This window comes from Pseudomonas gregormendelii, from assembly GCF_017114825.1.
Classification (GTDB): Bacteria; Pseudomonadota; Gammaproteobacteria; order Pseudomonadales; family Pseudomonadaceae; genus Aquipseudomonas; species Aquipseudomonas gregormendelii.
Map to the genome: position 1 here is coordinate 58,262 of NZ_JADEVO010000020.1, position 13,738 is coordinate 71,999.

Sequence of the window (13,738 nt, forward strand, 5' to 3'; positions counted from 1 at the left end):
ATTCGGGTCTTTGGGGCTTATAATCACCGGTTTGTGCTATTCCGCCCTGGCGCAGTCAAGCGCCCCGCGAACCGGATCCTGTCATGTTACGAATCACCGAACTCAAGCTGCCGATCGACCATCCAGAAGAAGACCTGCGCCCTGCCATCGTGCAGCGCCTGGGCATTGCCAGCGATGACCTGCTCGATTTCACCTTGTTCAAACGCAGCTACGATGCGCGTAAAAAGTCTTCCGAACTGTGCTTCATCTACACCGTCGACCTCAACGTGCGCGATGAAGCGATGGTGCTGAACAGGTTCGTCGATGACCGTAACGTCAATGTGGCGCCGGATGTCAGCTACAAGGTCGTCGGCCAGGCGCCGGCGGATCTCGAACAGCGCCCGGTGGTCGTGGGTTTTGGTCCGTGCGGGATTTTCGCCGGTCTGCTGCTCGCGCAGATGGGTTTCAAGCCGATCATTCTCGAGCGCGGCACCGAAGTTCGTCAGCGCACCAAGGACACCTGGGGCCTGTGGCGCAAAAACGTGCTCAATCCAGAGTCCAACGTACAGTTCGGTGAAGGCGGCGCCGGGACGTTCTCCGACGGCAAGCTCTACAGCCAGATCAAGGATCCAAAATTCATCGGGCGCAAGGTCCTGCACGAGTTCGTCAAGGCCGGCGCGCCGGATGAAATCCTGTACGTCAGCAAACCGCACATCGGCACCTTCCGGTTGACCGGGGTCGTGGAGAATATGCGTGAGCAGATTCGTGCCCTGGGAGGCGAAGTGCGCTTCCAGCAGCGCGTCACTGACGTGCTGATCGAAGACGGACAGCTGACCGGCGTCGAGCTCGATGGCGGCGAACAGATACATTCCAGGCACGTGATCCTGGCCCTCGGCCACAGCGCCCGTGACACCTTCCGCATGTTGCACGGCCGTGGTGTGTTTATGGAAGCCAAGCCGTTCTCGGTGGGTTTCCGCATCGAACACCCGCAATCGCTGATCGACCGCGCGCGCCTGGGCAAGTACGCCGGCCACCCGAAACTCGGCGCCGCCGACTATAAACTGGTGCACCACGCCAAGAATGGCCGCTCGGTCTACAGCTTCTGCATGTGCCCTGGCGGCACCGTCGTAGCCGCGACGTCCGAGCCGAACCGGGTGGTGACCAACGGCATGAGCCAGTATTCGCGTAACGAACGCAACGCCAACTCGGGCATCGTCGTGGGCATTACCCCGGAAGTCGATTACCCGGGCGGCCCGCTGGCAGGGATCGAGCTGCAGGAACGCCTGGAGTCCCACGCTTTCGTGCTGGGGGGCAGCAACTACGAAGCCCCGGCGCAACTGGTCGGGGACTTCATTGCCGGCAAGCCGTCCACCGCACTGGGGAGTGTCGAGCCGTCCTATAAACCCGGAGTCGCCTTGGGGGACCTGGCGCTGGCGCTGCCGGCGTTTGCCATCGAAGCGATTCGTGAAGCACTGCCTGCCTTCGAAAAACAGATTCGCGGCTACTCGCTGCACGACGCGGTGCTGACCGGGATCGAAACCCGCACGTCCTCGCCGCTGCGCATTACCCGCGACGAGTCGATGCAGAGCCTCAACGTCAAGGGTCTGTTCCCGGCGGGTGAAGGCGCCGGTTATGCGGGCGGGATTCTCTCGGCAGGTGTGGACGGGATCCGGATCGCCGAAGCAGTGGCTCGCGACATCCTCGGCCTCGAGGCCTGATGCTCTAAGCCACTACAAAAGCTTGTGGAATAACCTGTGGGAGCGAGCCTGCTCGCGATTGCATACGATCAGCCAGCATATCGGGTGAATGTTAATCCGCAATCTCGAGCAGGCTCGCTCCCACAGGGGTCTACCACATAGGTTCTTCAGTGCCGCAGCGCCTTCAGATATTGGCGCGCAGCACGCTCGCCGGCAACGGTTCCCCACGCTCGGCACTCGCCGCGACCGCATCGATCAGGCCACTCAACTCATACCCCTGCGCCTTGAGCCAGGACTGATCGTAGTAGGTGTCTGCATAGCGTTCGCCACCATCACATAAAATCGCCACGATCGACCCCGACTCCCCCGCCGCCGCCATCTGTTGGGCTGCCATCAAAGCGCCAATCAGGTTAGTCCCGCTCGATCCGCCGACATGCCTTCCCAAGCGTCCGGCCAGGTAATGCATGGCCGCCAGAGACAGCGCGTCCGGCACCTTGACCATCGCATCAATAACCTTCGGCAGGAACGACGCTTCTACCCGGGGCCGACCAATACCTTCGATGCGCGAACCGTGGTCCAGGCGCAGGCTCGCGTCGCCAGTCTGGTAGAAATCGAAGAACACGGAACCCTCGGCATCGGCGCACAGTACGCGCGTGCAGTGCTGACGATAACGCACATAACGCCCCAGGGTCGCCGTGGTACCGCCCGTGCCGGGGCTGGAAATCAGCCAGCTCGGTTCCGGGTGCTTTTCGAAGCGCAGCTGGTGGAAGATTGATTCGGCGATGTTGTTGTTGGCCCGCCAGTCGGTCGCGCGCTCGGCATAGGTGAACTGATCGATGAAGTGGCCATCGTGCTCGCGCGCCAGGCGCTCGGACTCGGCGTAGATCTGCGTCGGATCATCCACCAGGTGACTCTTGCCACCGTAGAAGGCGATCTGCGCGATCTTCTCCCTGGACGTAGTCGCCGGCATCACCGCAATGAACGGCAGGCCCAGCATCCGTGCGAAATAAGCCTCGGAAATCGCCGTCGAACCGCTGGACGCCTCGATCACCGGCGCCCCCGGCTTGAGCCAGCCATTGCACAATGCATACAGGAACAAAGAGCGGGCCAGTCGATGCTTGAGGCTCCCCGTGGGGTGGCTCGACTCATCCTTGAAATACAGTTCGATGCCGGTAAACCCGGGCAACGGCAAAGGGATCAGGTGAGTGTCGGCACTGCGCTGGAAGTCCGCCTCAATGATCCGGATGGCTTCTCGGGCCCACTGTCGGTTGTCGCTCATGGTGGTTTTCTCGTCGGATCGGGTTTTGGCAGACCTTTTTTGAGGCCCAACATGCAAGCTTAGGAAAAAACCTACATCACGCACAGGTACAGCTGAGGTTCAATACGTTTGGCAACTGCTAGGCTCAGCCTCGGGTCCAGCACCCATAGCTGTAACGCTATATAACAAAATAGAATATAAATTTTGTTTTAACAACTAACGGCACGGGTTAGGGTGTGCCACCTTCTAACCTATCAATGGAGAGTGACCTTGCCACTGCGTAGCACTTTCACGCGTTTCTTTCAGCTGGAAGCGGCCAGCGGTCTATTACTGATCGCCGCCGCAGTCCTGGCCCTGATCATCAATAACTCCCCGCTGTCGTGGCTGTACACCAGCTTTCTCGACACTCCGGTGGTGGCGCAGATCGGTGCGCTGCAAATCGCCAAGCCGGCGCTGCTCTGGATCAACGACGGCCTGATGGCGTTGTTCTTCCTGCTGATCGGCCTGGAAGTGAAGCGCGAAGTCCTCGACGGCCAGCTGTCAAAACCTTCCCAGGTCGTCCTGCCCGGTGCCGCGGCGATTGGTGGCATGGTCATTCCCGCGCTGGTCTACTGGTTCTTCAACCGGGATAACGGCGCAGCCCTTGATGGCTGGGCCATCCCGATGGCCACCGACATCGCTTTCGCCCTGGGCGTGCTTGCCCTGCTGGGCAAACGCGTACCGGTGTCGCTCAAACTGTTCCTGATGACCCTGGCGATCATCGATGACCTGGGTGCAATCATCGTCATCGCGATCTTTTACTCCGGCACCTTGTCGACCCTGTCCCTGGCTCTGGCAGGGGCCTGTATAGCGGCACTCATCGCGATGAACCGGCTGGGTGTGGTCAAGCTTGGGCCGTACATGATCATCGGTCTGATCCTCTGGGTTTGCGTGCTGAAAAGTGGCGTCCACGCCACGCTCGCCGGCGTGACCCTGGCCTTCTGCATCCCGCTGCGCACGAAAAATGCCGAGACTTCGCCGCTGCTGACCCTGGAACATGCCCTGCATCCCTGGGTAGCCTATGGCATCCTGCCGCTGTTCGCCTTCGCCAACGCCGGCTTGTCGCTGAGCGGCGTGACCGTCGAAAGCTTTACTCATCACGTACCGATGGGCATCGCCATCGGCCTGTTGCTGGGCAAGACTGTCGGGGTGTTCGGCCTCACCCGGCTGGCGGTTAGAACCGGCATCGCAGCCCTGCCCCAAGGTGCCAACTGGGGCCAGGTGCTAGGCGTGGCGATCCTCTGCGGCATCGGCTTCACCATGAGCCTGTTCGTTGGCTCACTGGCGTTTGAACCGGGCGTCAGCGAATTCGCTGGGATGGACCGCATGGGTATTTTGACCGGGTCGATCCTGGCGGCGCTGATTGGTTATGCCGTGACAGCAGCGGCAAGTCGCAAGAATGCTGCGCTGGCCCACGCCTGACACAGGTTTGCAGCAAAATAAAAAACCCCGACCAGTCTCCTGGTCGGGGTTTTCTTTTGAGCGGTTACGCTTAGTGCGAAACGCGGCTCGTACCATCCACGGTGGCGATCCGCACGCGCTCGCCGACACGGAACACTTCGTTTTCCTGAACCTGCTGCACGTAGGCGCGCATGCTGCCGTCGTCTTCGCGCACGGTGATTTCCACGCCCTGGGTACGGGTCAGGCCCTCTTCGGTGGCAGACCCCAGCAAGCCGCCGGCAACTGCGCCGATCACGGCTGCAACGATGCTGCCGCGACCGCCACCAATGGCGCTACCGCCGACGCCACCGACGACCGCACCGGCGGCACCGCCGATCGGGGTCTTGGTGCCTTCAATTTTTACCGGGCGCAGTGCTTCGATGGTGCCCATGCGAATCGTCTGCACGCGACGCGCTTCGTCACGGGAATAGGAGTCACCGGTCAGGCTCGATTGGCAGCCAGTGAGCAACATCGCCATCGTCGAAAAGGAAGCAACCAACAAAACAGACTTACGCATAGCATCAACTCCAAAGGACAGGTATTCATTAAACTCCGCAGCATGACGCCTGTCACGGCATCGCCCGGATAAAAGTGGTTTGATTCAGGGCATGTACAGGCGCCCCTCGAATTCACCACACAGTAGCGTCAAATTACGAGATCTGCGTCACCGACCCAAGGATTTTCATGGATTACTTCATCATTGTCGTCACCACTGTCGCCGGTTTGTACTTCCACTGGTGGCTGTACGTACGGATCAAACGCTGGATGGACCGTGACCTGGCGTTAGCCCTGGCCGAAGGCGACGAAGGCAAAAAAGTCTTCATGCTCCAGCAACTGGCGAACGCTCAAGCGCAGGGGATCAAGCGTCGGGAATTGCCACAGTGGCTCAAGGCCGCTGCGGCGAGCTATCCCGCTCGGTAGACTGCTCAGGGTGCCAGACGTTCAAGAATCCAGTCGGCGCCCTGCAGGCGGTAGTTGAGGCGATCGTGCAGACGGCTCGGACGGCCCTGCCAGAATTCGACGCGCTCAGGCAACAGGCGATAACCCCCCCAGTGCTCGGGACAATGCGGCTGCGTATCGCTGAAACGTTGCTCGGTGTTCTTGAGCAGCGCTTCCAGCTCGCCACGGTCGACGATCACCCGGCTTTGCGGCGAAGCCCAGGCGCCCAGACGGCTGCCCAACGGCCGAACCTGATAGTAGGCATCGGACTCCTCGGGAGAAACCTTGACCACCCGCCCCTCGATACGCACCTGACGCTCCAGGGCCGGCCAGAAGAAGGTCATGGCAGCGAACGGATTCGCCGCCAGATGCTGACCCTTGGCACTTTCGTAGTTGGTGAAAAACGTGAAGCCTTGCTCGTCCAGCCCCTTGAGCAGCAGGATCCGGCAATGCGGGCGCCCGTCCGGATCGACGGTGGCCAGGGTCATGGCATTGGCCTCCACCGGCGCCTGTTCGGTTTTCACCGCCTCGGCGAACCATTGATGGAACAACCCGAACGGCTCTGCCGGAGCTTGCGCCTCGGTCAGGCCGTCCCGGGTGTAGTCGCGACGCATATCAGCCAGGCCCTGGGTCATGGCGCATTCCTTTTGGTTAACGAATCACTTTTTTGCAGCGTCAGCAGCCGCGACTTTCTTGTCAGTGGCTGTCGCCTTGGCTTTGGCCGGCGCAGTCTTCTTGGCCGGCGTAGCGGTTTTTGCCGGGGCCTTCTTCGCGGGCGCCTTGGCGGCAGCTTTCTTGGCCGGGGCCTTCTTCGCGGCCGGGACATCGGCTTTCTTCGCCGCAGGAACCGGAGCGACCGGCGCCACCGCTGGCTTGACGTCCTGGGCCGCGACCATGCGCACGGGTGCCGGAGCCGGCATGTTGTACTTGCTCAATAAGGCAACCATGGTGTTCTGCGGAGTCACCAGCAGTTCCACGCGACGGTTCAAGGCGCGCCCTTCGACGCTATCGTTGGCTGCCCGTGGCGCTTCACTGCCCATGCCGCGCAGCATCAGGCGATCACGTTGCAGGCCGCTGAGACGGAAGATTGCTGCAACAGCCTGGGCTCGCTCCTGGCTCAACTTGACGTTGGCCGGATTGGCACCGGAGGTATCACTATGGCCGAGCACCAGGACCGCAGTCTTGGGATCGACTTCGAGAATTTTAGCGACGCGGGTGAACGGGCCCAGGGTGACTGGTAGCAGCATGGCCGGGCGATCCGGGTTGAACGAACCTTCGACAGGCGCGGTGACTACCAGCACGTTTTCACGACGCTCAAGTTGCAGGTTGCTGTCCTTGATCGCGGTGCGCAGGCGCGGTTCGTAGTCATCGAGCCAGGCTTGGGTGACCTTCGGATCAGGCATGGGTACGGCTTTTGCGACAGGCTGATCCTTGCCGCCAAACGGCCACCACCACTTGCCACCTGCTTCGGCTTGGGCCTTGGCCACTTCGACCGGCTTGGCTTGAGCTTTCACGTCGGGGTTCTTGTCCAGAACTTCTTCCGAACCGAACGGCCAGTACCAGGGATTAGCGCTTTCGGCCTTGGCGACCGGTGCAGTCGCTGCTGGTTTGAGCGGGGCAGGCGCCGGGGTTGGCTCTTTTGCGGCAACTTTATCGGAGGAGCCAAATGGCCACCAGCTAGCGCCATCTGCGTCATTTTGTGGGGTCTGTGCGCAACCGGTGATGGCGAAGCACAGGGCCAGGGCGAAAGTTTTATTGGACGACATTGGATATCCACAAAATGAATTAACAAAAATCAGACCAGAATGGCCTGCATAAAGACACGCTTTGAAACCAGAAACGCTGTCAGGTTCCGCCCTGGAAGCCTGACGACCGGGTTTACAGACAAGTGGCCAGTACTCGCGCAAGGTTTTGCGCGCGGGGATCCATCAAGACGTACGGCCCCAGTGTATTTGTCACAAATCCGAAAGCAACATCATGTTCCGGGTCAGCAAAACCGATGGAACCGCCGGCACCCGGATGCCCGAACGCGCGCGGGCCGAGGCCATAGGTGGCATTGGGAACATCCGGTTGATCGAGCATGCAGCCCAGCCCGAAACGGGTCCGGGTCAATAAAGTCTTGTCGTCGCCGACGCTGTGTTCGCGAGTCAGCTCGTCGAGCATTTCGCTTTCGAGCAGGCTGCCATCCAGCAGGCCGGCGTAGAACCCGGCCAGGCTGCGCGCATTGCCATGCCCATTGGCGGCCGGCTGCTGCATCCGGCGCCACTCCGGTTTATTGGTGCTGGTCAGGACCGACGGCGGATTGGTGAACGCGCGAGTGGTCATCGCCGTGGGTTCGCGCATCGTCACTTGCAGCAGGCGCTGGGCCGCGGCATCGCCGACATTGCCCTTGCCGCGGGCGATATGCGCCACCCGATGGAATTCTTCGTCGGCCAGGCCGACATGAAAATCCAGCCCCAACGGCTTGGCCACTCGCGCCACAATCGACTCTCCGGGGCCACGACCGTCGGCCCGCCGCAGCAATTCACCGACCAGCCAGCCATAGGTGATCGCGGCATAGCCGTGACCAGTGCCCGGGGTCCACCAAGGTGCTTCGGCGGCCAGGGCGTCGACCATGGTTTGCCAGTCGTAGAGGGCCTGCGGGGACAGCACCTCGCGCAAGGCTGGCAAGCCTGCCTGATGGCACAGCAGTTGGCGCAGGGTTATCGATTCCTTGCCCGCCGCAGCGAATTCCGGCCAATAGCGAGCCACCGGTGCATCCAGTTGCAGCTTGCCTTCGGCAACCAGTTGCAGGGCAGTGACTGCGGTGAAGGTCTTGGTGCAGGAAAACAGGTTGGCAATAGTATCGCTATGCCAAGCCTCGCTGCCGTCCTTGTCGGCGCTGCCGGCCCAAAGATCGACCACCGTTTCCCCGCCAACCTGGATACACAAGGCTGCGCCACGTTCCTGGGGATCGTCGAACAATGCCGCGAATGCCTCGCGCACGGCTTCGAACCGGAGTTCGTAATGACCCTGAATCTGCACCCGCAACTCCCCTGACTCATGTTCTAAAAAGTGGCCGCATTGTTCCAGCCATTGACGGTTTTGGGAACAGGTGCGGGCCGGGCGGTCGATTACTTGGCCGCCTTGCCGGCCTCGCCTTTACGCCCGCCTTCGGCATCATGGCCGGCCTTCTGCGCCGCGCCCCGGGCCTTTTCAGCTTCTTTGGCCAGTTGATCGACAGTCGCCAGGTTACTCTTGCGCACGCTGTCGACAAATCCCTGGAACGGTAGATCGGTGATGCCCACCAACCCGAAGTGGCCATTCTCACCGTCCAGCAAGCGCCCGGTAACGGGTTGATCCAGGTACTGGAACCAATGCACCCCGACAATTGAGGGTTCCTTCAGCGCCTGCTTGAGGAAGTTCGCATAAGCCGGCCCGCGGTCCTCTTCTCTCGCCAGCTGTGTCACGCCTCCCCAGAACGGCCCGCGATCAGCCGAACCGAAGTTGAACTCGGTAATCAGCACGGGCTTGTCCAGGCTGCGCAGTTTCTCGAAGTCATAACCATCCTGCGGCTGCAGCGTGTACATGTTGAAGCTCAACACATCGCAATACTGGGCGCAGGATTCGACCGCTTCTGGCGTGCTGACGGCAAATCGGCCGCCCAGCAACAGCTGGTTGGGGGCGTGCCACTTCAGCGAGTCGGAGATGGTCTTGAAATAGGTGTCGGCGAAAACTTTCTGGAAGTATTTGAAGTCCGCCTCAATCTCGGGGTACTCCGCGCTCGGTTGCGGCGGTACGAACCCCGGGTCCTCCATCAGTTCCCAGGCCGGCAGGTCGATCCCCCAGGCTTTGGACAGGCCTGCCTGGTTGCGATACTTGTCACGCAGCTGCTTGAGGAACGCACGTTTGGCCGGGACATCGGTGGTCATTTTCAGGGTGCCGTATGCCAGCGCATAGCGGGCTTTCGGGTCATCGCCGGGGCCGGCCCAGGCCAGCTCGTTATCGGCGAAATAGCCAATCAGCCATGGATCATCACGGTGATCGCGCGCAGCGATGGCCACGGCGCGTTCGGTGGCCATGGCAAACCGCGGGTCAAACGGATCGGGCATGCCTCCCCACCAGTCAGTGCCCGTACTGATGCTCGCGTAATCGCCGACGATCGATAAGGGCACGGTGTAGGGCACTCGTTCGGCATCACCCAGCATCGGCGCACTCCAGTTGCCCACGGTGTTGAAACCCCAGGCTTGCAGGCGATCGAGGGTGTGGGCCGTCCAGCGTTTGTCGTCGAAGACTTGCGGCGCGCAAGGGGCGGCGGCAGGCTTCTCGGCCGCTTCGGCGTCGGCCTTGGCGGCATCGGCAACCCCGGCCTTGGTTTCGCTCGTCACAACGCACGGCTGGCCATACAGACGCTGCAGGTTGGCACCGTAAAAATCGTACCAACGTCCGGCGTTGTTACCACGCCCCTGGTCGGCGCCATTGCCCCCGCGGTTGTCACCTTCGCCATAATGGCTGGCCAGCGGCTCATCGGACTTGGGCAGGGACTCGAACATCCACTCGCGACCGGCAATGTAAGTCTGATTAACCTCCGGGGTCACAGTGTTCACGCCCAGGGAATAGAACGGGTGGCCTTCAGGAGTGACCAGGTACCAGCGCCCCTCGTGCTTCTCGCTGCGGAAAAATCCGCTGGCCTTGAATTGCGGGCCCTTGGTCCAGCCTCCGAACTTGTCCAGCGAAGATTTCTCGCGCTCTGCCAACCAGGTTTTCAGCAGTTGCTGTTCCTTGGCAGCGGCGCTTTTCAACTGCTCATCGCCAGTGACTTTTTCCGGCCATTTGGCACGAGTTGACTGACCGTAGGCATCCACCAGACCGCCATACGCCGCCTGTACCACGCCCTCGCCGTCCTGAACGCCAAAGCGTTCCAGCAGAATGCTCTGGGCAACTTTCGGTTGATCCATCGACAAGGTCACCGACACCACCTGGCTACGATCCAGCTCTCCGGCGCTACTGGCCAGCAGTACTCGCTGACCATCGACGGTGATCGGCATCGGTGGCCCGGCTTTCATGCCCAGGCTCAGCGGCGAGCTCGGTTGCAGCGGCACCATCAAGGTCTGCGCAGGGCCAGCCGGCAGGTCGACCCGGCTGACCAGGGTCTTTCCATCATTGCTCTGGATTTTCACGTAGAGGGTCAGTGCCCAGCTCATTGCACTCTGGACGCGCAAGCTCATGACGCCCGACTGCGACCAGTCCCATGCACCGCTTTGCGGGGTCAGGCGCAGCGTCGGTTGCGCCACCGGATTGAATGTCACCCTGCGCAGTACTTCACCTTCGGCCGTCTGCTCCGCGTTGGACTGCGGCAAGCTGGCGTCCTGGGTCGCTACCTGAACAACGTCAGCGGGGCGCACAAAGTTGAACAGCGTCTGTTGGCCGGCAGGGGCTGCCAGCAAAGGGGCTGTGAACATCAGGGCAAAAACCCCAGCAGGTAACGAATGGCGCAGCGAACGGCGAATCATGGGAACGAAGTTCTCCCTAACGACCAAAATGGGCCAGTGGAATATCGATGGCAGAGAGATAGACAACGCGGCGGGCGAAATTGCCCACCGGTGCCTCAGGAAATTTCACGACGGAATGGCGGCAACGCATTGAGAATGGCCTTGCCGTAACGCTGGGTAACCAGACGTCGATCGAGCAAGGTGATGGTGCCGCGATCCTCTTCGGTTCGCAGCAACCGCCCGCAGGCCTGGACCAGTTTGAGCGAGGCGTCCGGCACCGAGATTTCCATGAACGGATTACCGCCACGGGCCTCGATCCATTCCGCCAGGGCCGCTTCAACCGGGTCGTCGGGCACCGAGAATGGAATCTTGGCGATCACCACGTGTTCGCAGTAGGCTCCGGGCAAGTCCACGCCTTCGGCAAAACTTGCGAGACCGAACAGCACGCTCGAATCCCCGCCATCAACCCGCGCCTTGTGCTTGTTCAGGGTTTCCTGCTTGGAAAGGTTGCCCTGGATAAACACCTGCTTGCGCCAGTCGCGATCAAGCCCGTCGAACACGTCCTGCATTTGCTTGCGCGAAGAAAACAGGACGAGGGTGCCGCGCGAACCTTCCACCAACTGCGGCAGGTCGCGAATGATCGCCGCAGTATGCGCTGGCGCGTCCCGTGGATCGGCTTTCAGGTCGGGAACCCGCAGCACGCCGGCGTCGGCATGATGGAACGGGCTGGGGACCACCGCCGTCACGGCTTTTTTCGGCAGCCCGGCACGCATGCGAAAACGGTCGAAGGTGCCCAGGGCGGTCAGTGTCGCCGAGGTCACCAGGGCACCGTAAGCCACATTCCAGAGGTTGCGTCGGAGCATTTCCGCCGCCAGGATCGGGCTGGCGTTGACCTCGATGTCGAACAGCGAGCCGCTTTCGGCCAGGGTCAGCCACCGCGCCATCGGCGGGTTGTCTTCAGGGTCCTCGACGGTGAACGCGGTCCACAGTTCCCAGTTGCCCGTACAGCGGGACAGGAGGCTACCGAACAGCGGGTACCACTCTTCGGCCTGGTTGCTGGCGATGCCAATGTTGACTTCGCCGTCCATGCCTTCCTTCAACAATTCGGTGAGACGGGTGAACACGTCATTCAGGCGGGCGAAGCCCTTCTTCAGCTCGATGCCCATTTCCCGCATGTGCTCGGGAATCACTCCGCCGACAAAGCGATGCCGTGGTCGCTCACGACCTTCGACGTCTTCGCCCGGCTTGAAATCGGCCACCTGTTCACAGGCGGTAAACATGAACTGCTGCTGGGTCTTGATTTCCCGCGCGAGTTCCGGCACCTGCTCGATCAGCTTGCCCAGGTCGCCTGGCAGCGGGTGCTGGGCGAGTAATTTGGTGAGGTTCTTGGCGGTAGTCTCCAGCCAGTCGGCCGTGGAGCGCAGACGCGTGTAATGGGCGAAGTGACCAATCGCCTTGTCTGGCAGGTGGTGACCTTCGTCGAAAACGTAGATGGTGTCGCGAGGGTCCGGCAGGACGGCACCGCCCCCCAGTGCCAGATCGGCCAGCACCATGTCGTGGTTGGTGACGATGACGTCGACCTTGCCCATGCCTTCGCGGGCCTTGTAGAAGGCGCACTGGCCGAAGTTGGGGCAATGGCGGTTGGTGCACTGGCTGTGATCGGTCGTGAGGCGGGCCCAGTCGGCATCTTCTAGGGCGGTGGACCAGCTGTCCCGATCGCCATCCCACTTATTGCCGGCGAGCTTCTCGATCATGCTGGTGAACAGCTTCTGGCTGGCTTCGTCGACCTCGATGCGAAAGCCTTCCTCTTCGAACAATTGCGCCGTAGCCGTTTGCGCGTGGCCTTCCTGCAACAGCATGTCGAGCTTGGACAGGCACATATAGCGCCCCCGGCCCTTGGCCAGGGCGAAGCTGAAATTCAGCCCGCTGTTGCGCATCAGGTCGGGCAGGTCCTTGTAGACGATCTGCTCTTGCAGCGCCACGGTCGCCGTGGCAATCACCAGGCGCTTGCCGGCGGCCTTGGCCGTCGGTATCGCCGCCAGGCTGTAGGCCACGGTTTTACCGGTACCGGTGCCGGCTTCCACTGCGACAATCGCAGGGTCGCCACTGCGCCGGCCCTCGTCGTCGGTGTCGATATCCCCGAGGACTTTGGCAATTTCGGCGATCATCAGGCGTTGGCCGTAGCGCGGCTTGAGGCTCTTGGCCTCGAGAAAACGCGAGTAGGCGCCCTGGATCGTGGTTTTGAGTTCGGTGCTGATCATGGATAGTCGGGCGCAAAAAACGCTGGATAAATTTTCAGTGGTTCGGTTCGGCCGCTATCATACCCCGCTAATTAATCCCGCGCAGAACGGAGTACCCAAATGACACTTTTTGCCATCGTTTACAGCCTTCATGTCCTGTCGGCCCTGGTATGGGTCGGCGGCATGTTTTTCGCCTGGATGGTCTTGCGCCCGGCGGCCATGAAGGCGCTGGAAGGCCCTGCCCGGCTGAAACTGTGGGTCGAGGTGTTCAGCGTTTTTTTCCGCTGGGTCTGGGTCGCGGTAGTGGTGTTGCCGATCAGCGGCGTGGGCATGATTCATCTGCAATATGCCGGTTTTGAAAGCGCGCCGCGTTATGTGCAGGTGATGATGGGGTTGTATGTGGTGATGACGGCGCTGTTTATTCGCATCCAGGCGCTGATGTTGCCCGAGCTGCGCACGGCCGTGGCGGCGCAGGACTGGCCGGCTGGCGCCGGGATTTTGGGAAGGATTCGCCGACTGGTGGGGATCAATCTGCTGGTCGGGTTGCTGCTGGTTGCAATTGCGGCGGCTCGACCGATGTTCTGAGTCAGCAGGGCGGACGCCATCGCGGGCAAGCCTTGCTTCCACAGGTTTTCATCAACCCTGTGGGAGCAAAGCGTGCTCGCGATGACCATC

Annotated in this window: 11 protein-coding genes; 4 read left to right on the plus strand and 7 right to left on the minus strand. The window is 61.3% G+C overall.

From position 1 onward, the window contains the following. Positions 1-83 precede the first annotated feature (83 nt). Complete coding sequence (locus tag IMW75_RS15370; protein WP_045061066.1) at positions 84-1,697, plus strand: NAD(P)/FAD-dependent oxidoreductase; 1,614 nt, start codon at positions 84-86, stop codon at positions 1,695-1,697. A gap of 163 nt (positions 1,698-1,860) precedes the next feature. Here the strand turns inward: IMW75_RS15370 and IMW75_RS15375 are convergent, their stop codons facing one another. Then, positions 1,861-2,955, minus strand: a complete 1,095-nt coding sequence (locus IMW75_RS15375) for a PLP-dependent cysteine synthase family protein (protein ID WP_205893105.1) — start codon at positions 2,953-2,955, stop codon at positions 1,861-1,863. A gap of 249 nt (positions 2,956-3,204) precedes the next feature. On the opposite strand from IMW75_RS15375, the gene nhaA reads away from it, so the two are divergent. After that, positions 3,205-4,395 (plus strand): Na+/H+ antiporter NhaA, encoded by a 1,191-nt coding sequence (gene nhaA / locus IMW75_RS15380; protein WP_205893106.1) that lies wholly within the window; start codon positions 3,205-3,207, stop codon positions 4,393-4,395. Positions 4,396-4,465: 70 nt separating this feature from the next. Here nhaA and IMW75_RS15385 read toward each other — a convergent pair whose 3' ends face one another. Further along, complete coding sequence (locus IMW75_RS15385; protein ID WP_020798113.1) at positions 4,466-4,930, minus strand: outer membrane lipoprotein; 465 nt, start codon at positions 4,928-4,930, stop codon at positions 4,466-4,468. Between the two features lie 167 nt (positions 4,931-5,097). On the opposite strand from IMW75_RS15385, the gene IMW75_RS15390 reads away from it, so the two are divergent. Beyond that, complete coding sequence (locus IMW75_RS15390) at positions 5,098-5,334, plus strand: hypothetical protein (protein ID WP_045061069.1); 237 nt, start codon at positions 5,098-5,100, stop codon at positions 5,332-5,334. A 5-nt stretch (positions 5,335-5,339) separates the two neighbouring features. Here IMW75_RS15390 and pdxH read toward each other — a convergent pair whose 3' ends face one another. The 5 genes from pdxH to dinG all read right to left on the minus strand — a co-directional run bounded on the left by pdxH (position 5,340) and on the right by dinG (position 13,084). Further along, positions 5,340-5,987, minus strand: coding sequence for a pyridoxamine 5'-phosphate oxidase (pdxH, locus tag IMW75_RS15395; protein ID WP_205893107.1), 648 nt, complete (start codon positions 5,985-5,987; stop codon positions 5,340-5,342). 24 nt (positions 5,988-6,011) lie between these two features. Beyond that, a complete protein-coding gene (locus IMW75_RS15400; protein WP_205893108.1) occupies positions 6,012-7,118 on the minus strand; it encodes an OmpA family protein in 1,107 nt (368 codons plus the stop codon). A 112-nt stretch (positions 7,119-7,230) separates the two neighbouring features. Continuing rightward, positions 7,231-8,376, minus strand: coding sequence for a serine hydrolase (locus IMW75_RS15405; protein ID WP_205893109.1), 1,146 nt, complete (start codon positions 8,374-8,376; stop codon positions 7,231-7,233). 89 nt (positions 8,377-8,465) lie between these two features. Beyond that, positions 8,466-10,844 (minus strand): beta-galactosidase, encoded by a 2,379-nt coding sequence (locus IMW75_RS15410; protein ID WP_205893110.1) that lies wholly within the window; start codon positions 10,842-10,844, stop codon positions 8,466-8,468. A 95-nt stretch (positions 10,845-10,939) separates the two neighbouring features. Then, positions 10,940-13,084, minus strand: coding sequence for an ATP-dependent DNA helicase DinG (dinG, locus tag IMW75_RS15415; RefSeq protein ID WP_205893111.1), 2,145 nt, complete (start codon positions 13,082-13,084; stop codon positions 10,940-10,942). A gap of 99 nt (positions 13,085-13,183) precedes the next feature. On the opposite strand from dinG, the gene IMW75_RS15420 reads away from it, so the two are divergent. Next, positions 13,184-13,648, plus strand: a complete 465-nt coding sequence (locus IMW75_RS15420; RefSeq protein WP_205893112.1) for a CopD family protein — start codon at positions 13,184-13,186, stop codon at positions 13,646-13,648. The last annotated feature ends 90 nt before the right edge of the window (positions 13,649-13,738 follow it).

Bases quoted from the DNA above. Each gene is read 5' to 3' on its own strand.
- IMW75_RS15420 (WP_205893112.1), top strand. From the start codon at position 13,184: ATGACACTTTTTGCCATCGTTTACAGCCTTCATGTCCTGTCGGCCCTG.
- IMW75_RS15410 (WP_205893110.1), bottom strand. From the start codon at position 10,844: ATGATTCGCCGTTCGCTGCGCCATTCGTTACCTGCTGGGGTTTTTGCC.
- dinG (WP_205893111.1), bottom strand. From the start codon at position 13,084: ATGATCAGCACCGAACTCAAAACCACGATCCAGGGCGCCTACTCGCGT.
- IMW75_RS15385 (WP_020798113.1), bottom strand. From the start codon at position 4,930: ATGCGTAAGTCTGTTTTGTTGGTTGCTTCCTTTTCGACGATGGCGATG.
- IMW75_RS15370 (WP_045061066.1), top strand. From the start codon at position 84: ATGTTACGAATCACCGAACTCAAGCTGCCGATCGACCATCCAGAAGAA.
- IMW75_RS15390 (WP_045061069.1), top strand. From the start codon at position 5,098: ATGGATTACTTCATCATTGTCGTCACCACTGTCGCCGGTTTGTACTTC.
- IMW75_RS15375 (WP_205893105.1), bottom strand. From the start codon at position 2,955: ATGAGCGACAACCGACAGTGGGCCCGAGAAGCCATCCGGATCATTGAG.
- pdxH (WP_205893107.1), bottom strand. From the start codon at position 5,987: ATGACCCAGGGCCTGGCTGATATGCGTCGCGACTACACCCGGGACGGC.
- IMW75_RS15400 (WP_205893108.1), bottom strand. From the start codon at position 7,118: ATGTCGTCCAATAAAACTTTCGCCCTGGCCCTGTGCTTCGCCATCACC.